General features: G+C 70.8%; 18 protein-coding genes. 14 read left to right on the top strand and 4 right to left on the bottom strand.

The features are described from left to right. The first annotated feature begins 1 nt into the window (after position 1). The 10 genes from QJ852_15160 (at position 2) to QJ852_15115 (ending at position 8,854) form a co-directional block, all read left to right on the top strand. The gene (locus tag QJ852_15160; GenBank protein ID WGX94491.1) at positions 2 to 1,231 is read left to right on the top strand and encodes an MCE family protein; all 1,230 of its coding nucleotides are present in this window, start codon (positions 2 to 4) and stop codon (positions 1,229 to 1,231) included. Then, complete coding sequence (locus QJ852_15155; protein WGX94490.1) at positions 1,228 to 2,592, top strand: MCE family protein; 1,365 nt, start codon at positions 1,228 to 1,230, stop codon at positions 2,590 to 2,592. Before QJ852_15160 ends, QJ852_15155 begins: the two co-directional genes overlap by 4 nt. Continuing rightward, on the top strand, positions 2,589 to 3,860 hold the full coding sequence (locus tag QJ852_15150) for an MlaD family protein (GenBank protein WGX94489.1): 1,272 nt from the start codon (positions 2,589 to 2,591) through the stop codon (positions 3,858 to 3,860). The genes QJ852_15155 and QJ852_15150 overlap by 4 nt, the downstream gene beginning before the upstream one ends. After that, entirely contained in the window at positions 3,857 to 4,447 is a 591-nt protein-coding gene (locus QJ852_15145) for a hypothetical protein (protein ID WGX94488.1), read from the top strand. The genes QJ852_15150 and QJ852_15145 overlap by 4 nt, the downstream gene beginning before the upstream one ends. Before the next feature lie 22 nt (positions 4,448 to 4,469). After that, positions 4,470 to 5,330: a hypothetical protein gene (locus QJ852_15140; GenBank protein ID WGX94487.1), complete on the top strand. Its 861-nt coding sequence runs from the start codon at positions 4,470 to 4,472 to the stop codon at positions 5,328 to 5,330. Between the two features lie 183 nt (positions 5,331 to 5,513). Then, positions 5,514 to 6,515: an NAD(P)/FAD-dependent oxidoreductase gene (locus QJ852_15135; GenBank protein ID WGX94486.1), complete on the top strand. Its 1,002-nt coding sequence runs from the start codon at positions 5,514 to 5,516 to the stop codon at positions 6,513 to 6,515. Positions 6,516 to 6,517: 2 nt separating this feature from the next. After that, positions 6,518 to 6,985: a pyridoxamine 5'-phosphate oxidase family protein gene (locus QJ852_15130; protein ID WGX94485.1), complete on the top strand. Its 468-nt coding sequence runs from the start codon at positions 6,518 to 6,520 to the stop codon at positions 6,983 to 6,985. Between the two features lie 14 nt (positions 6,986 to 6,999). Beyond that, complete coding sequence (locus QJ852_15125; protein ID WGX94484.1) at positions 7,000 to 7,194, top strand: ferredoxin; 195 nt, start codon at positions 7,000 to 7,002, stop codon at positions 7,192 to 7,194. Positions 7,195 to 7,196: 2 nt separating this feature from the next. Continuing rightward, positions 7,197 to 8,099: a 3-oxoacyl-ACP reductase gene (locus QJ852_15120; protein WGX94483.1), complete on the top strand. Its 903-nt coding sequence runs from the start codon at positions 7,197 to 7,199 to the stop codon at positions 8,097 to 8,099. Then, positions 8,099 to 8,854, top strand: a complete 756-nt coding sequence (locus tag QJ852_15115) for a glucose 1-dehydrogenase (protein WGX94482.1) — start codon at positions 8,099 to 8,101, stop codon at positions 8,852 to 8,854. Before QJ852_15120 ends, QJ852_15115 begins: the two co-directional genes overlap by 1 nt. Before the next feature lie 6 nt (positions 8,855 to 8,860). On the opposite strand, the gene QJ852_15110 is transcribed toward QJ852_15115, so the two are convergent. Then, the gene (locus QJ852_15110; protein WGX94481.1) at positions 8,861 to 9,472 is read right to left on the bottom strand and encodes a TetR family transcriptional regulator; all 612 of its coding nucleotides are present in this window, start codon (positions 9,470 to 9,472) and stop codon (positions 8,861 to 8,863) included. A 159-nt stretch (positions 9,473 to 9,631) separates the two neighbouring features. On the opposite strand from QJ852_15110, the gene QJ852_15105 reads away from it, so the two are divergent. From QJ852_15105 to QJ852_15095, 3 genes are read left to right on the top strand one after another with little or no spacing between them, the layout of a single operon-like run. Continuing rightward, positions 9,632 to 10,876 carry a glycosyltransferase family 4 protein gene (locus QJ852_15105; protein ID WGX94480.1) on the top strand — a complete coding sequence of 415 codons (1,245 nt, stop codon included), beginning with the start codon at positions 9,632 to 9,634 and terminating at the stop codon, positions 10,874 to 10,876. 4 nt (positions 10,877 to 10,880) lie between these two features. Continuing rightward, positions 10,881 to 11,630, top strand: a complete 750-nt coding sequence (locus QJ852_15100) for a class I SAM-dependent methyltransferase (protein WGX94479.1) — start codon at positions 10,881 to 10,883, stop codon at positions 11,628 to 11,630. Further along, positions 11,627 to 12,766: a prenyltransferase gene (locus QJ852_15095; protein WGX94478.1), complete on the top strand. Its 1,140-nt coding sequence runs from the start codon at positions 11,627 to 11,629 to the stop codon at positions 12,764 to 12,766. Before QJ852_15100 ends, QJ852_15095 begins: the two co-directional genes overlap by 4 nt. On the opposite strand, the gene QJ852_15090 is transcribed toward QJ852_15095, so the two are convergent. Then, entirely contained in the window at positions 12,746 to 13,432 is a 687-nt protein-coding gene (locus tag QJ852_15090; protein WGX94477.1) for a class I SAM-dependent methyltransferase, read from the bottom strand. The genes QJ852_15095 and QJ852_15090 overlap by 21 nt on opposite strands. A 58-nt stretch (positions 13,433 to 13,490) precedes the next feature. On the opposite strand from QJ852_15090, the gene QJ852_15085 reads away from it, so the two are divergent. Continuing rightward, positions 13,491 to 15,536: an acyl-CoA dehydrogenase family protein gene (locus QJ852_15085; protein WGX94476.1), complete on the top strand. Its 2,046-nt coding sequence runs from the start codon at positions 13,491 to 13,493 to the stop codon at positions 15,534 to 15,536. Positions 15,537 to 15,574: 38 nt separating this feature from the next. Here the strand turns inward: QJ852_15085 and QJ852_15080 are convergent, their stop codons facing one another. Both QJ852_15080 and QJ852_15075 read right to left on the bottom strand, forming a co-directional pair. Next, positions 15,575 to 15,940 (bottom strand): hypothetical protein, encoded by a 366-nt coding sequence (locus QJ852_15080; protein ID WGX94475.1) that lies wholly within the window; start codon positions 15,938 to 15,940, stop codon positions 15,575 to 15,577. A gap of 49 nt (positions 15,941 to 15,989) precedes the next feature. After that, complete coding sequence (locus QJ852_15075; GenBank protein WGX94474.1) at positions 15,990 to 17,255, bottom strand: alpha/beta hydrolase; 1,266 nt, start codon at positions 17,253 to 17,255, stop codon at positions 15,990 to 15,992. Between the last annotated feature and the right edge of the window lie 4 nt (positions 17,256 to 17,259).

Below are 17,259 nucleotides of genomic sequence, written 5' to 3'. Positions count from 1 at the left end.
GATGGTGACCACCGTGCTCCGGCGCATCGACCGCCGCCTCCTCGCCGCCGTCGGCGTGGCCCTGCTGCTCGCCGTCGCGGTCAACCTGGTCCGCTCGCCGGCGGAGATGAAGACCGTCACCGCGCACTTCCCACGCGCGGTCAGCGTCTACGAGGGCACCGACGTGCGGATCCTCGGCGTCAATGTCGGCAAGGTGACCGCGGTGACGCCCGAAGGCAACTCGGTGCGGGTCGAGATGGAGTACGACGCGTCGTACCGGGTGCCCGCCGAGGCGCAGGCCGTGATCGTGACCCCGACCCTGGTCGCGGATCGCTACGTCCAGCTCACGCCCGTCTACCAGGGTGGCGACGTGATGGCCAGCGGTGCCGACATCGCGCTGCCGAAGACGGCGGTGCCGGTCGAGCTGGACCGCATCTACGGCAGCCTCCAGGCACTCACCCGTGCCCTGGGCCCCAACGGCGTCAACGCCGACGGCACCCTCGACCATCTGCTCGAGGCCGGCACCAAGGCGTTCGCGGGCCAGGGCGCCAAGGGCAACCAGATGATCCGCGACCTCGCCGACGCGGCACAGACCTTCGGCGACGGCGCCGGTCCGCTCTTCGAGTCCGTCACCCAGCTGGCGCGGTTCACCACGACCCTCGCCGAGAACGACTCGCTGGTCCGGGCCTTCATGCAGGACCTCACCGGCGTCTCGGCCATGCTCGCCGAGGAGAGCGACGAGCTGCAGCGGGCCGTGGCTGCCGTCGCCAAGGCGGTCGGCAGCGTGAAGGGCTTCGTCCGCGACAACCGGGACGCCTTCGTCGCCGACGTCCGCAAGCTCACCGAGGTGATGAGCACCATCGCCTCCGAGAAGGAGAACATCGAGACCGCGGTGAAGGTCGCGCCGGTCGCGATGGGCAACCTCGCCATGGGCTTCGACCACGTCAGTGGCAGCCAGAACTCCCGGATGGCCATCGGCGGACTGGTCTGGGACGTCGACGGCGTGGTCTGTGCGTTCATCCAGCAGCACCCGGCGATGCCGGCGGCGCTCAAGGACACCGCCTGCGACCTGATCGAGAAGCTGATCGAGCCGATCCTGACCAAGCTGCCCTGGCTGCCGCCCGAGTTCAAGAGCTATCTGCCCCGGCAGGCCGCCACGAAGGACGGCGTCCAGGTGCCCGACGTGTCGGACGTCTCCTACTCCACCGGCGAGGACGCCTCGGTCCTGACCCTGCTCGGAGGTGCCTCGTGACCGGCTCCCGGACCGTCCGGCGCAGGTCGTGGCGCGGCGTCGTCGCCCTCCTGCTCGGCACCACCCTGCTCGCCGGCTGTAGCAGCTTCGACGGCGCCTACGACCTGCCGCTGCCCGGGCACCCCGTCGACGCCGACGAGGCGTTCGAGGTGACGGCCTACTTCCGCGACGTCCTCAACGTCGTCCCCCGCTCGCCGGTCATGGTCGACGACGTGGTGATCGGCGAGGTGACCGAGGTCGAGCGGGCCGGGTGGAACGCGAAGGTGACCCTGCGGCTGCGCGATGACGTCAAGCTGCCCGACAACGCGATCGCCGACATCCGCCAGGTCTCCCTGCTCGGGGAGAAGTACGTCGCCCTCGAGGCGCCCGAGCAGGAGACGCCGACCGGGAGGCTGGGGGAGGGTGACGAGATCGCCCTGGCCAAGACCGGCCGCAACCCCGAGGTCGAGGAGGTCCTCGGCGCGCTGTCCTTCCTGCTCAGCGGTGGCGGCGTGGCCCAGCTCGGCACCATCACCCGGGAGGCGAACCTGGTCATGTCCGGGCGTGAGGACCGGCTGCGCAACCTGCTCTCGTCACTGGACTCGGTGGTCGGGACCATCGACCAGCAGAAGCTCGACATCATCCAGGCGCTGGAGTCGCTCAACAACCTGACCTCGACGCTCAATGCGGAGAAGAAGACGATCGGCGACGCGCTCGACGCCGTCGGTCCCGCCGTCGAGGTGCTCGCTGCGCAGCACGACGAGCTGATCCAGATGCTCGGCTCCCTCGACCAGCTCGGCAAGGTCGGCACCCGGGTGATCAACGCGAGCAAGGAGGACGTGCTCCGGATCCTGGAGGACCTCAGCCCGATCCTGCGCCGGCTGACCGAGGCCGACGAACAGCTCGCGCCCGGGCTCAACCTGCTGGTCAGCTTCCCGTTCCCGCAGGCGGCCAACAACATCGTGCAGGGCGACTACGCCGACACGATCATCCGGGCCGACCTCGACTTCGCGAACCTGTACAAGACGCTGGGCCTTCCCGAGATCCAGCTGCCCGATCTCGGCGAGGTCCTCGATCAGGTGGGCAAGTGCCTCAAGAGCGGCAGCCTGACCAGCGCCGCCTGCCTGAAGGTGCTCAGCGACGTCAACCTGCTCGCCGACCTGCAGACCAAGTGTCAGGACCCGGCCATCAAGAACAGCCCGGTCTGCAAGCTGCTCACCTCCCTGCCGAACCTCGACCTCGGTGGCCTGCTCGGCGGCTCCAACGGGCTGCTCGGCCCGAACGGGCCGCTCGGCGGCCTGCTCAAGGGCCTGACCGGAGCGCGACCGTCGGCACACCGGACCTCGACCACCGACCTGCTGGGCGGAGGCGTGCTGTCATGAGCAGGGGAGTGCGGATCCGGCTGATGGCGTTCGTGGCGCTGAGCGCCATCGGCATCATCTACGTCGGCGCGACCTATCTCGGCGTCGTCGACCGGATCACCGGCCGCGGCATCACCGTGACGGCGAGCCTGCCCGGTTCCGGGGGGCTCTTCGAGGGCAGCGAGGTGACCTATCGCGGGGTCAAGATCGGCCGGGTCTCGAAGATGGACACGACCGACGACGGCGTCGACCTGACCCTCGATCTCGAGGAGAGGACCCGGCTGCCGCTGGACTCGCGGCTCTACGTCCACAACCTCTCGGCCGTCGGTGAGCAGTACCTCGACTTCCAGCCCGCCGATGTCGCGGGTCCCTATGCGAAGGATGGCTCGACCTTCGTCGGCGACGAGCGTTCGCTACCGGTCGACGAGGGCGACCTGCTCGTGGATCTCAACCGGTTCGTCGGCTCGGTCGACAAGGAGAGCCTGGCGAAGGTCGTCGAGGAGCTCGGGCTGATGTTCACCGACACCGGCGCCGACCTGCAGCGCCTCCTCGACGGCGGCTCGGCGTTCATCGCCGAGGCCGGTGCGCACACCGAGGAGACCATCCGGCTGCTCGACAGCGGTCTCGCGGTCCTGAAGACCCAGCAGGGACAGAAGGAGAACATCCGTCGCTTCGCGGCCGATCTCAACACGATCACCACCGCGCTGCGCGGCAGCGACGGCGACCTGCGCACCGTGCTCAGTGTGACTCCCGGTGCCGCCCGGGCGGTGACCAAGCTGCTCCAGGAGCTGGAGCCGACGATCCCGGTGCTGCTCAGCGACCTGATCACCGTCGACCAGGTGCTGCTCAGCGAGCTCGACGGCATCGAGCAGCTGCTCGTCACCTACCCGGCGCTGATCGCGGGCGGGCCGACCGGCAGCACCTCCGACGGCTGGGGACATGTCAACCTCCAGTTCGACTACAGCGTCCCGCCCTGCACCCAGGGCTACGTTCCGCCGTCGGAGTGGCGCTCCACGCAGGACCTGACCGACGCCAAGCCGGCGGACGTCAACTGCACGGCGGGGCCGCCGTACGTCATGCGCGGCAGCAAGTACGCGCCGGGCAACCGGAAGAACCGGGCCTCGCCCGGTCGCGTCTACAGTGGCACCTACGATCCGTCCACCGGCCAGGTGCCGGGGCTGGTCGACACCGCGGGGAACCCGGTCGAGCTGCGGCAGCCGGAGGACCTGTCCGTCCTGGGAGGGGATGCGTGGAAGTGGCTGTTGGTGGGTCCGGTGGCGAGCAGGTGAGCGACGAGCGGAGCCGGGTCCGCCTCAATGTCGCCCTGTACGCCGCCACGGTGGTGTGCGGCTGCGTCGCACTGCTCCTCCTCTACCTCCACGTGAGCACCTCCGACAACGAGGTCAACGGCACCGACGTGGTGCCGGGCGCCGGCCGGGACGTCGGCCGGGGCACGATCGAGGCGGTCCGGCTCGCGAACGACACCGAGCAGGAGCGCACGGCCGCCCAGCTCGACGCCGCGACGAAGATGGTCACCGCCTTCGTGAACTTCGACTACCAGGAGCCGAAGAGCACCATCGAGGCGGTCAAGTCGATGGCCACCGGCACCTTCCTCTCCCAGTACTCCCAAGGCGCGAAGGACCTTGAGAAGCTCGCGGCCGAGGCCCAGTCCGACATGGTCGCCGAGGTGGTCTGGGCCGGGCTGGTCGCCGGCGACGAGGACACCGCGACCGCCATCGTCGCGACCAGCGGCACGGTCCGGAACAAGACGACGGACTTCCAGCCCGAGGCCCGCAACTACCGGATCCAGCTCGAGCTGGTGCTGGAGGACGGTCGCTGGCTGACCAAGGACCTCCAGTACGTCGCGCTGGGCTGATGCTGCGCAGGATGAGGAAGAGATGAGTCGCCCCACCCCCCGCAAGCCCGCCAGCTCGCGCGGCCAGACGCCCCGGCCGCGCCGGATCGCGGGCCGCCCGGACACCACCCGCGCGACCTCGTCGGAGACCGGCGACGTGACGGACGACCCGATCGATGCGCCGGTCGATGTGCCGGTCGATGTGCCGGTCGAGCTGTCCGTGGAACCGCCGGCGGATCCGGACGATCGCGCTGCCGGGCTGCTGGCCCGCCCGCGCACCACCCGGGTGCTGATCGCGGTGCTCGCCCTGGTCACCTTGGCCTTGGTCGCCGAGTTCGCGCTGCTGCTGGTCGACCGCTTCGGCGACGACGACGAGCCGTCCACGCGGGTCAGCGACGCCAGCGGCCTGAGCGTCCCGAAGGGACGGCCGGTGGTGATCCCCGCACTCCAGTGGCGCGACGGCGTCGAGGCCGCCGCGAAGGCGGCCCAGGAGCTGGTCTCTGTCGACTACGGGAAGTACGACGAGGAGGTCGCCCGCGCCGTCGAGCTCACCACGGACCGCTACGAGCAGGACTACCTCAAGACGATCGGCGACGTGAAGGAGCAGGGCATCGCCCAGAAGCTCGTCGTCCAGGCCAGCGTCGTCGCGCAAGGGGTCGTGCGCGCCAACCGCACCCGGCTCGAGGCGCTGGTGTTCCTCAACCAGGTGGTCCAGCGCGAGCGTGACGGCAAGCCGGAGACGGTGGTGACGCCGTACCGGGTGCTCGTCACGATGGTCAACACCGACCACGGGTGGCTCGTCGACCGGCTCGACACCGACGACCCGTCGGCCACGCCCGCTCCCGAGGCGCCGGGCGGGGACGCGCCGAGCCAGGACCCGACAGAGCAAGACAAGACCGAGTAGTCGTGTCTCCCACGCCCCCGCCTGCTACGCGACGTTTCCGACTCGATCTGGCCGCGTTGGCGTCGCTCGACGTGCGATCCAGCATGCCGTCGCTCCGCCGCCTTGCCAGATCGGCCGGAAACGCCGCTCGCTACGACGGCGACGTGCGAGACACGACTAGCTAGAACACGTTACAGTTCCGTCGTGGCCACCCCAGGAGAGAGCATCGTCGACTGCGATCTGGCCGTGGTGGGCGCGGGCCCGACCGGTCTGTTCGCCACCTACTATGCAGGATTCCGCGGGATGCGGGTAGCACTGATCGACTCGCTGCCCGAGCTCGGCGGCCAGATCACCGCCATGTACCCCGAGAAGGCGATCCTCGACGTCGCCGGCTTCCCGAGCGTCAAGGGCAGGGATCTGGTCGAGGGCCTCGCCGCCCAGGCGCTCAGCGCCAAGCCCGAGCAGCTGCTCGGCCGCACCGCCACCGACCTCGCCGTCGACGACGACGGTCTCACCCTGCGCCTCGACGACGGCATCGACGTGCGCGCCAAGGCGCTGGTCATCACCGCGGGCATCGGCAAGTTCAGTCCGCGCCCGCTGCCCGCGGCGGAGGGTTGGGTCGGGCGTGGCGTGGAGTTCTTCGTCCCCGGCTTCGAGCCCTACCGCGACCAGGACGTGGTCATCGTCGGCGGCGGCGACAGCGCCTTCGATTGGGCCGTGCACCTGGAGCCGGTCGCCCGCTCGGTGACGCTCGTGCACCGGCGCGACGCCTTCCGGGCGCACCAGCGCACCGTCGAGCAGGTCCAGGCGTCCTCGGTCAGGATCGTCACCAAGGCCGAGGTCGCCGCGCTCCGCGACGCCGACGGCGGGAGCGCGGGTCCGCTCGCCGAGGTCGAGCTGAGCGTCGACGGCGAGTCGCAGCGGCTCCCCGCCCAGGCCGTGGTCGCCGCGCTCGGCTTCATCGCCGATCTCGGACCGCTGCAGCAGTGGGGTCTGGAGACCCACCGCCGCCATATCGTCGTCGACCCGTCGATGCGGACCACGCTCCCGCGCGTGTTCGCCGCGGGCGACATCACCGAGTACGCCGGCAAGGTCCGGCTGATCGCGGTCGGCTTCGGCGAGGCCGCGACCGCCGTCAACAACGCGGCCGTGGTCATCGACCCGACCGCTCACGTGTTCCCCGGACACTCCTCGGAAGGGAGCTGAGCATGAGCGCCGGTCGCGACCAGGTCAAGCTGACCGAGGAGGAGGTGCAGGGCCTGCTCGAGGAGAACCTCAAGGTCCAGGTCGCGGCCAATGGCCGCGACGGCTTCCCGCATCTCACCACGCTCTTCTACGACCTCCAGGACGGCCGGATCGTGTTCTGGACCTACGGCCGCAGCCAGAAGATCCTCAACCTCGAGCGGGATCCGCGGGTGACCGCGCTGGTCGAGGACGGCACCGACTACTTCGAGCTGCGCGGCGTCTCCATCGAGGGCCGCGCCGAGATCGTGCGCGAGCACGACCGGATCCTCGAGATCGGCAAGGCCGTGTCCGTGCGGATGTTCGGCGTCGACTCGTTCGAGGCGCTCGGCGAGATCGGCGCGCAGACGGTCGAGAAGCAGGCGACCAAGCGGGTCGGCGTGATCATCCATCCCGACCGCGTGGCGTCCTGGGACCACCGGAAGATGACGTGAAAGGCAGCATGTCCATGAAGATCAAGGTCGACTTCGACCTGTGCGAGTCCAACGGCCTGTGCGAGGCGATGGCGCCCGAGGTGTTCGAGCTGGACGACGACGACTTCCTGCAGCTCCACACCGAGCACACGACCGACGAGAACCTCGAGAACGTCAAGCGCGCCGTCGCGGCCTGCCCGCGCGCCGCGATCACGCTGGTGGAGGAGTGAGCATGGAGGCGACGACGTCGCTCGACGGCAAGGTCGCGATCGTCACCGGCGCCGGTGCCGGCCTGGGCCGCGCGGAGGCGGTCGCGCTGGCCCGGGCCGGGGCCCGGGTGGTGGTCAACGACCTGCCGGGAGCCGGGGACGACGCGGTCGAGGAGATCCGCTCGCTCGGCGGCCAGGCGGTCGTCGTACCGGGCGACGTGAGCGAGCGGGCCACGGCCGACGCGATGGTCGCGGCCGCGGTCGAGCTCGGTGGGCTCGACATCGTCGTCAACAACGCGGGCATGACCCGCGACCGGATGCTCTTCAACCTCGGCGACGACGAGTGGGACGCGGTCATCGCGGTCCACCTGCGCGGCCACTTCCTGCTCTCGCGCAATGCCGCGGCCTACTGGCGCGGCAGGGCCAAGGAGAGCGAGTCGGGCACCGTCTACGGCAGCATCGTCAACACCGCCTCCGAGGCGTTCCTCGGTGGCTCGCCGGGCCAGGCCAACTACGCCGCCGCCAAGGCCGGCATCGCCGCGCTCACGCTGTCGACGGCCCGCGGGTTGTCCCGCATCGGCGTGCGGGCCAACGCGATCTGCCCCCGCGCCCGGACCGCGATGACGGCCGAGGTCTTCGGCGAGGACCGGTCCGGCCAGGCGGTCGACCCGTACTCGGCCGACCACGTCGCGCCGCTGGTCGCCTACCTCGCCTCGCCTGCCGCCGAGCGGATCACCGGCCAGGTCTTCGTCGTGTACGGCGGCATGGTCGCCCTCGTGGCCGCCCCTGTCGTGGAGCAGCGCTTCGACGCCGCCGGAGACCTGTGGACCGGCGACGACCTCGACAAGCAGCTCGGTGGCTTCTTCGCCGACCGCGACCCCCACGTCGGCTTCGCCGCCGACTCGATCATGAGGCTGAGTGTGTGATGGGACGTCTGGACAGCAAGGTCGCGATCGTCACCGGAGCCGCGATGGGCCAGGGCGCCGAGATCGCACGGGCCTATGTCTCCGAGGGGGCCCACGTCGTCATCGCCGACGTCGCCAAGGAGCAGGGCCAGGCGCTGGCCGACGAGCTGGGCGACGCCGCTCACTTCGTGCACCACGACGTCGGCGACGCAGCCTCCTGGGCGAGCGTCGTCGACGACGCGAACGCCCGCTTCGGGGCGGTGAACGTGCTCGCCAACAACGCCGGCATCCTGCGGTTCGGCGACATCGAGCGGATGCCCGCCGAGGAGGTCGAGCTGCTGTGGCGGGTCAACCAGCTCGGGTGCTTCCTCGGGATGCAGGCGGTGACCCGAACGATGCGCAAGAACGGCGGCGGCTCGATCATCAACGCCTCGTCGGTCGAGGGACTGGCCGGCATGCCGTCGTGCACGGCGTATGCCGCCACCAAGTGGGCGATCCGCGGCATGACCAAGTGCGCGGCGATGGAGCTCGGCCCCAAGGGGATCCGGGTCAACTCGGTGCATCCCGGGATGATCGACACCCCGATGACCCGGGTCCACGGCGGCGACGCCGCGATGGAGTTCGGCGCCAGCAAGGTGCCGCTGCGCCGGGTCGGCACGCCGGAGGACATCGCGCCGGTCTACGTCTTCCTGGCCAGCGACGAGTCGTCGTACATCAACGGCGCCGAGATCGCCGTCGACGGCGGCGTCACCTCCACCCATGCGTTCGGGGCCTGAGTCTTGTCAGTCGCGCAGGATGAGGCCGACCGCGGTCTCCATGTGCGCCGCGGTCTCCGCCGCCGTGGAGCGGCCGGTCACCCAGGCCACCAGCGCGGAGAGCCACACGTCGCCGATGACGCGCGCGATGGCGACGTCCTGGTCGGTCAGCGCGCCCTCGTCCGGGACGCCGCCGTGCATCGCGTGGGTCACGATCGAGGTCATCGCCATGCCGACGACGTGGATCTCGTTGGTGACGCTGCTGTCGGCGAACATGAAGGCGCGGGTGAGCGCCTCGGTCAGCTTGGGGTCGCCCTGCATGCCGCGGGCCATCCGCTTGAGGACGTACAGCACCCGCTCGGCCTGCGTGTCGCCCGGGATCTCGCGCTCGCCGAGACGGGCCGAGGCCTCGTCGAACTGGCGGCCGAGGGCCGAGACCAGCAGGTGGATCTTCGAGGGGAAGTAGCGGTACAGCGTGCCGAGGGCCACGTCGGCCCGCTCGGCGACCGCGCGCATCTGGACGGCGTCGAAGCCGCCGGACTTGGCGAGGTCGTAGGTCGCGTCGAGGATTCGCTTGCGGCGCTCCCGCTGTGCGGCCGATCCGAGATCGTCGGACGTGGACGGGTTCGCGATGGTCACGAGAGGTCCCCCTGCGGTGCTGTGAAGAGTCGGGTCGATATGGACCCAGTGGATAGGCTACCGGCAAGTAGCGCATAATTTGGAACACGTTCCACTACGTTTCGTTTCGGACTGCTCCCCGGGAGCAAGGCTTGGGGAGAGGTACCTGTGCGGATCGCGATGCTTTCCTACCGCAGCAAGACCCACGTCGGGGGGCAGGGTGTCTACCTGCGCCACCTGAGCCGTGAGCTCACCCGGCTGGGGCACACCGTCGAGGTGTTCTCCGGCCAGCCCTATCCGGCGCTCGACGAGGGCGTCACGCTGACCAAGGTCCCCAGCCTCGACCTCTATCGCGAGCCGGATCCGTTCCGGGTGCCCAGGCTGCGCGAGTTCCGCGACCTGATCGACGTCCAGGAGTTCGCGATCATGTGCCTGGCGGGGTTCCCCGAGCCGCGCACCTTCGCGCGCCGGATCGTCAAGGTGCTCGCGCAGCGCCGCGGTGACTTCGACGTCGTGCACGACAACCAGGTGCTGGGCCACGGGATGCTCGACGTCGAGGCGGCCGTCGGCGCCCCGATGCTGACCACGATCCACCACCCGATCACCTTCGACCGGAGGATCGATCTCGCGCAGACCCGCAACCCCTGGCGGAAGTTCACCCTGCGGCGTTGGTACGGCTTCCTACGGATGCAGGCGCACGTCGCACGCCGGGCCCGCTGGATCCTCACGCCGTCGGAGGCGTCCAAGCGCGACATCGCCCGCGACTTCGACGTCGACCCGGCGAGGATGCAGGTCATCCTGCTCGGTGTCGACGACAACTTCGTGCCGCCCAGCAAGCCGCGGGTGCCGGGCCGGATCATGGCGATGGCCAGCGCGGATGCCCCGATGAAGGGCGTCGCCACGCTGCTCGAGGCGTTCGCCAAGTTGCGCACCGAGCGCGACGTCGAGCTGGTCCTGGTGACCCGCCCCGCGCCGGGTGGTCGCACCGAGAAGCTGATCGAGAAGCTCGGCATCGGCGACGCCGTCCGCTTCGCCCACGGGCTGACCGACGACGAGCTGGTCGAGCTGATGGGCTCGGCCGAGGTCGCCTGCGTCCCGTCGCTCTACGAGGGCTTCTCGCTGCCGACCGCGGAGATGATGGCGTGCGCGACGCCGCTCATCGTGTCGCGCGCCGGTGCGATCCCCGAGGTGGTCGGCGAGGACGGCGAGTGCGCCGACCTGGTCGCCCCCGGCGACGTCGGTGAGCTGCTGCACGCCCTGGAGCGGATGCTCGATGACCCCGAGCGCCGCGCGCGGATGGGTGCTGCCGGCCGCCGACGGGTCGAGGAGCAGTTCAGCTGGAAGGCCGTGGCCGTCAAGGTCGCCGCGGCGTACGACAAGGTCATCGCGGACCACGCCGCCGAGGCCGCGGAGAAGGGGAACTGAGGACATGCTGACCGTTGACTTCGACCGTCTCGGCCTGCGGGCCGGCGACCGCGTCCTCGACATGGGCGCTGGTGCCGGTCGGCACAGTTTCGAGATGTACCGCCGCGGCGCCGACGTGATCGCCTTCGACCTCGACGCCGAGGAGCTGGAGGGCGTCCGCGACCTGTTCGTCGCGATGAAGGAGGCCGGCGAGGTGCCCGAGGGCGCGGAGGCCGACGTCAAGCAGGGCGATGCGCTCGCGCTCCCGTTCGCCGACGGCGAGTTCGACCGGGTCGTGTGCTCCGAGGTGCTCGAGCACATCCACGACGACGTCGCCGCGATCCGGGAGCTGATCCGGGTGCTGCGCCCGGGCGGCACCCTCGCGGTGACCGTGCCCCGGTGGCTGCCCGAGGTCATCAACTGGCGACTCTCGGCCGACTATCACCATGCCGCGGGCGGCCACATCCGGATCTACACCGACCACGAGCTGGTCGACAAGATCACCAAGGGCGGTCGCTCCAACGACGGCACGCCGGGCGAGGCGATGCTGTTCGAGGGCAAGAGCTATACCCACGGCCTGCACGCGCCGTACTGGTGGATCAAGTGCGCCGTCGGCGTCGAGAACGACACCCACCCGCTCGCGAAGGCCTACCACAAGCTCCTGGTCTGGGAGATCATGAAGCAGCCCACGGCGCTCCGGCTCGCCGGCAAGGTCCTCGACCCGATGATCGGCAAGTCCATGGTCCTCTACTTCCGCAAGCCGGACGACGCATGACGGCGGTCCCCGAGGTCGCCCTCTCGCGGCTGCCGTACGTCGACGGAGTTCTCACCGCCCAGGAGGTCGCCGACACCGCGGCCGCCATCGCGGCGATGCAGGAGCCGTGGGGCGCCGTGCCGTGGACGACGGGTGAGCACGTCGACATCTGGAACCACGTCGAGGCTGCGATGGCGATGCTGGTCGGCGGCCAGGTCGAGGCCGCCGAGCGCGCCTACGCCTGGGTGCCGACGATGCAGCGCGCCGACGGCTCGTGGCCGATGAAGATCGTCGGTGGCGAGCCGGCGGACGAGCGCGGCGAGGTCAACATGTCGGCGTACTTCGCGGTGGGCCTGTGGCACCACTGGCTGGTACGCCGCGACATCCGCTTCGTCGAGCGCTACTGGCCCTCGGTCCGGGCCGGTCTCGACTTCGTCGTCTCGCTGCAGCAGCCCTTCGGCGGCATCCGCTGGACGCCGGTCGATGACTTCTGCCTGCTCACCGGCAACTCCAGCATCTACCACTCGCTGCGCGCCGGCGTCGCCCTCGCCGACCTGATGGACGACCCCCAGCCCGAGTGGGAGCTGGCGGGCGGCCGGCTCGGCCACGCGGTGCGCACCCACGCGGACAGGTTCGCGGACAAGTCGACGTACTCCATGGACTGGTACTACCCGGTCCTCGGGGGCCCGGTCCGCGGCGAGGCGGCGCTCGCCCTGCTGGAGCGGCGCTGGGACGACTTCGTGGTCCCGGGGCTCGGCATCCACTGCGTCGACACCAATCCCTGGGTCACCGGTGCCGAGACCTGCGAGCTGGCGATGGCCCTCGATGTCATCGGCGACTCCGCGTCGCGCCGCCGCGCCCTGCGCCTGGTCGCCGACATGCAGCACCTGCGCGAGTCCGACGGGCGCTACTGGACCGGTTGGGTCTACGCCGACCCCGCGCGTCCCGCCCCCGACGACGAGCCGCGCGACGTGCACTGGCCGCACGAGCACACGACGTACACGGCGGCGGCTGTGCTCCTCGCCGTCGACGCCCTGGGGGAGACCTACGGCCATGCGACCCCGGGGTCCGGGATCATGCGCGGCACCTCGCTCGCCCCCCATTTCGAGGAGATCGCGCTGGAGTGCGAGTGCGCCTCAGAGCGGGTCGCCCGCTGAACCCTGGGTGCGCTGCAGGACGCGCAGGGAGCCCTGGACGGCGACCTCGCTGAACGCGCCGCTGGCCAGCGCGGGCAGGTAGATCAGCTCGTACGGCGGCCGCCCACCGTCCGCGGGGTCGGGGAAGACGTCGTGGACGGCGAGGTAGCCGCCGGTGTCGACCCAATGCGCCCAGCCCGCGAAGTCGTCGCGGGCAGGCTGCTCGCCGTGGCCGCCGTCGATGAAGAGCAGGGAGAGCGGCGTGCGCCAGTGGGCGGCGACGGTCCTGGACTGGCCGACGACCGCGATCACGTGGTCCTCCAGCCCAGCCCGCGCGATGTTCTTGCGAAACTGCCCCAGCGTGTCCATGAGGCCGAACTCGGGGTCCACGACGCTGGCGTCGTGGTGCTCCCATCCGGCCTGGTTCTCCTCGGAGCCGCGGTGGTGGTCGACGGTGAAGACCACAGCGGTGGCACCGGTCGCTCGGGACACCCGCTGCGCGGCCGCACCGAGGTAGATGCCGGACTTGCCGCAGTAGGTGCCGATCTCGAGGCCCGGCCCGTGGGGCAGCCGCTCGAGCGCGATCCGGAAGAGCAGATCGCCCTCGTCGCCGGGCATGAAGCCCTTCGCGGCACGGGCGAGATCCAGCAGGTCGGACGGCATCTGGTCCGGGGCGGTGTCGGGCACCCCGTCACTCTAGTAGAGTTAGAACGCGTTCTAGTTTTCGTACGGCGGGAGAGCATCAATGTCGATCGGCATCACCGACGAGCAGGTCGAGCTCGCCAACAGCCTGCGCAAGTGGGCCGCGAGCCTGTCCCCGCTCGCGGCCGTGCGGACCGCCGAGGGCGAGACCGCCGCGGACTTCGCGGCGACCTGGTCGGCCGCCGAGGAGATGGGCGTCGCCGCGATCGCGGTCGCCGAGTCCGGAGGGGGCGGCGGGGGCACCGTGCTCGACCAGGCGGTCGCGCTCGAGGCCTGCGCCCACGAACTCGTGCCCGGGGGGCTCCTCGGTGCCGCGGTCGGCTCGCTGCTGACCGGCCGTCCGGGCCGGTACGGCGTGCAGGTGCATCCCGCCGGTGCGGTCTGGGACGGCGGCGCGGCCCGCGAGCTGCTGCTCCTCGACGCCGGGGAGGGTGTGGAGGTCGTCCCGGAGCAGGGCATCGATCTCAGCGCCCGGCATGCCCGGATCGTCGGCGCCGCCGTGGGTGCGCCCGACGAGCGCCGCCACCGGCTCGCGGTCACCCTCGCTGCTGCCGAGGCCGCGGGCGTCACCCGCTGGTGCCTGGAGACCGCGGTCGACTACGCCAAGGTCCGCGAGCAGTTCGGCCAGCGGATCGGTGCCTTCCAGGCCATCAAGCACTTGTGCGCCCAGATGCTCGAGACGGCGGAGGCGGTGACCGCCGCGGCCTGGGACGCCGCCGCGGCCGCCCCGGCGCCGGATGCGGGGGACAGCGAGCAGGATCAGTGGGCCTTCGCCGTCGACGTCGCGCAGGCCGTCTGCTTCGACGGCGCCGTGGAGGTCGCGAAGTCGTGCATCCAGGTGCTCGGCGGGATCGGGTTCACCCACGAGCACGATGCCCATCTCTATCTCCGCCGTGCGTTGACCCTGCGGGCACTCGTGGGCTCCGCCGACGCCGCTGCCGAGCGGGTGACCGCCGCTGCCGTGGCCGGCGTACGCCGCCGGGTGGATGTCGACCTCGAGGGCCGCGACGCCGCGGTCCGCGCCGAGGCCCGGGCCACCGCCGAGCGGATCGCCGCCCTGCCGCGGGCGGAGCAGCGCGCGGCCCTGGTCGACGTCGGCTACCTGACCCCGCACTGGCCGGCGCCCTACGGCCTGGGTGCGGACCCGACGCTGCAGATCGTCATCGACCAGGAGTTGGGTCGTGCGGGCGTGGTCCGTCCGGACCTGGTCATCGCCGGCTGGGCGGTGCCGACGATCCTCGGCCACGGCACCGACGCCCAGCGCGAGCGCTACGTCCGGGCCTCGCTGCTGGGCGAGCTCACCTGGTGCCAGCTGTTCTCCGAGCCGGGTTCGGGGTCCGACCTCGCCTCACTGCGCACCCGCGCGGTCCGGGTCGAGGGCGGCTGGTCGCTGACCGGCCAGAAGGTGTGGACGTCGGTGGCCGAGCGCGCCGACTGGGGGATCTGTCTGGCCCGCACCGACGCCGACGTGCCGCAGCACAAGGGGATCACCTACTTCCTCGTCGACATGCGCTCCGCGGGCATCGAGGTGCGCCCGCTGCGCGAGATCACCGGTGAGGCGCTGTTCAACGAGGTCTTCCTCGACGACGTCTTCGTTCCCGACGAGTGCGTCGTCGCCGAGCCGGGCGACGGCTGGCGGCTGGCCCGCACGACGCTCGCCAACGAGCGCGTCGCGATGGCGAGCGCCCGGCTGACCAAGAGCGTCGAGCGGGCCGTCGAGCTGGCCGCCACCCGCGACCTCGGTCCGGTCGAGCGGGTCGCGGTCGGTCACCAGGTCGCCCTCGCCACCGTCTGTGCGCTGCTCGGCGTCCGCACCACGCTGCGTGCCCTGGGCGGCCACGGCCCCGGAGCCGAGTCGAGCGTCGCCAAGCTGCTCGGCGTCCGCAGTCGTCAGGACTCCTCCGAGCTCGTGGTCCGGCTCCAGGGGGATGACCTCGCCCTGCTCGGCGCCCTCGCCAAGGAGTCCGGCGACCCGCTGACCGCCGACGTCTGGGAGCAGCTCAACACCCGCTGCCTCTCCATCGCCGGCGGGACGACGCAGATCCTGCGCAATGTCGCCGGCGAGCGGATCCTCGGCCTGCCGCGCTGAATGTCGCTGGGTGCGGGCCGAGCACGTGCTGGGCCCGGTCAGGCCGCCGGTGGCAGACGCTTCAGGATCTCGGCGAGCTGTCGGCCGTGCTCGACGAGGGTCTTGTCGATCGAGGTGACCTTGTCTTCGATCACGGTGATCTTGTCTTCGATCACGGTGATCTTGTCTTCGATCACGGTGATCTTGTCTTCGATCACGGTGATCTTGTCTTCGATCACGGTGATCTTGTCTTCGATCACGGTGATCTTGTCTTCGATCACGGTGATCTTGTTCTCGATCACGGTGATCTTGTCTTCGATCACGGCGATCCTGCGGCCCTGCTCGGTCAGCAGGCCGTAGAGCGCGACGACGTCGTTGGTGTTGCGCTCGACGCGGAGCTCGAGGTCGGGATTCGGCGTGGGCATCGTTCCTCCGAGGTGGACGGGTACGGCGACCCTAGGCCGCGCTCGGCTCTCACGCCAGCGCTTCATCCGCGCCTGTGGACGACTGCGCTCGCCGCCACCTGTTCCAGTGCCAGTGCAGGAACCGGTCGGTGGCGCGGACCAGGTGCTGGGAGCGGATCGAGGGGAAGATGTCGAAGGCGTGCTGGGCGCCCGGCAGCTCGGCATAGGTCACCGTCCGCCTCGATGTCGAGCGCAGCGCCGCGACGAAGGCGCGGGCCTGTCCCGGGTCGACCAGGGTGTCGCGCGACCCGTGGATGACGAAGAAGTCGGGAGCCTCGGGAGTCACGCGCAGCAGCGGACTGGCCTGTTCGAAGACGGTGCGCTCCGAGCGCGGCGAGCGCTTGAACACGAGGGGAGCGAGGAACTTGTCCCGCATCAGCTCGGCGGTGCGCAGGCCGCTGGCACCGGCCAGATCGTAGACGCCGTAGTAGGGGACGGCCGCCTGGACGCTGGTGTCAGCGGACTCGAAGCCGGGCTGGAACTCCGGCGCGTTCGGCGTCACCGCGGCGAGGGCGGTGAGGTGGCCGCCCGCGGAGCCGCCGGTGATCGCGAGATAGTCGGGATCGCCGCCGTACTCGGTGATATGGGCCTTGATCCATGCGATCGCGGCCTTCACGTCGACGATCTGTGCCGGCCACGGGTCACGGGGCGCGAGGCGGTAGTTGATCGCGACGCAGACCCAGCCCTTGGCGGCCAGGTGCTGCATGAGGGGCAGGCCCTGCTGGTCCTTGTTGCCGATCGTCCACCCGCCGCCGTGCACCTGGAGCAGCACCGGCGCCCCGGCGGCGGGGGTGACCTCGGAGGTGTAGACGTCGAGCAGCCCCCGCCGCCCGTACGGCGCGAAGGGGATGTCGCGGTGCACCTCGACGCCCGCCCTGCGCGCCGCGGCCCGGAAGGCGAAGGGGTTGGCGATCCGCCGCCAGGGGGTGGCCAGCTCGGCCGGCGTGGGCTTCGCGTCGAGTTGCTCGACGTAGTCGACGCCGAGGCCCTCGACCAGTGCGTCCTCGGCATCGATGACGGCCCGACGGCTCTGGGCTATCAGGAAGGCCAGCCCGGCGGAGGACAGGGCGGCCAGGGCGAGTCCTCGCGGGTCGCGCCGTGTCCCGCGGCTGTGCGCGAGCGCGTCCGCGGCCGTGAGTCCCAGGACCTGGGGGGCGAGCTCGCCGGTGAGCCAGCCGGCGAAGAAGGCGGGGATCCCGGTTCGGAAGCCGGGGAGCGGGCGGATGGCGTTGGCGGTCAGCGCCGCCGTGACGAGCTGGCGACGTGCGAATCCCATGACG

It is taken from the genome of Nocardioides sp. L-11A (assembly GCA_029961745.1).
GTDB lineage: Bacteria > Actinomycetota > Actinomycetes > Propionibacteriales > Nocardioidaceae > Nocardioides.
The sequence above is the reverse complement of the archived record's forward strand: the minus strand, read 5'-3'. Positions and strand labels throughout refer to the sequence as shown.

Excerpts from the sequence above, each read along its gene's own strand:
- QJ852_15160 (WGX94491.1), top strand. The coding sequence starts at position 2 with ATGGTGACCACCGTGCTCCGGCGCATCGACCGCCGCCTCCTCGCCGCC.
- QJ852_15150 (WGX94489.1), top strand. The coding sequence starts at position 2,589 with ATGAGCAGGGGAGTGCGGATCCGGCTGATGGCGTTCGTGGCGCTGAGC.
- QJ852_15140 (WGX94487.1), top strand. The coding sequence starts at position 4,470 with ATGAGTCGCCCCACCCCCCGCAAGCCCGCCAGCTCGCGCGGCCAGACG.
- QJ852_15130 (WGX94485.1), top strand. The coding sequence starts at position 6,518 with ATGAGCGCCGGTCGCGACCAGGTCAAGCTGACCGAGGAGGAGGTGCAG.
- QJ852_15125 (WGX94484.1), top strand. The coding sequence starts at position 7,000 with ATGAAGATCAAGGTCGACTTCGACCTGTGCGAGTCCAACGGCCTGTGC.
- QJ852_15120 (WGX94483.1), top strand. The coding sequence starts at position 7,197 with ATGGAGGCGACGACGTCGCTCGACGGCAAGGTCGCGATCGTCACCGGC.
- QJ852_15115 (WGX94482.1), top strand. The coding sequence starts at position 8,099 with ATGGGACGTCTGGACAGCAAGGTCGCGATCGTCACCGGAGCCGCGATG.
- QJ852_15105 (WGX94480.1), top strand. The coding sequence starts at position 9,632 with ATGCTTTCCTACCGCAGCAAGACCCACGTCGGGGGGCAGGGTGTCTAC.
- QJ852_15100 (WGX94479.1), top strand. The coding sequence starts at position 10,881 with ATGCTGACCGTTGACTTCGACCGTCTCGGCCTGCGGGCCGGCGACCGC.
- QJ852_15095 (WGX94478.1), top strand. The coding sequence starts at position 11,627 with ATGACGGCGGTCCCCGAGGTCGCCCTCTCGCGGCTGCCGTACGTCGAC.
- QJ852_15085 (WGX94476.1), top strand. The coding sequence starts at position 13,491 with ATGTCGATCGGCATCACCGACGAGCAGGTCGAGCTCGCCAACAGCCTG.
- QJ852_15080 (WGX94475.1), bottom strand. The coding sequence starts at position 15,940 with ATGCCCACGCCGAATCCCGACCTCGAGCTCCGCGTCGAGCGCAACACC.
- QJ852_15075 (WGX94474.1), bottom strand. The coding sequence starts at position 17,255 with ATGGGATTCGCACGTCGCCAGCTCGTCACGGCGGCGCTGACCGCCAAC.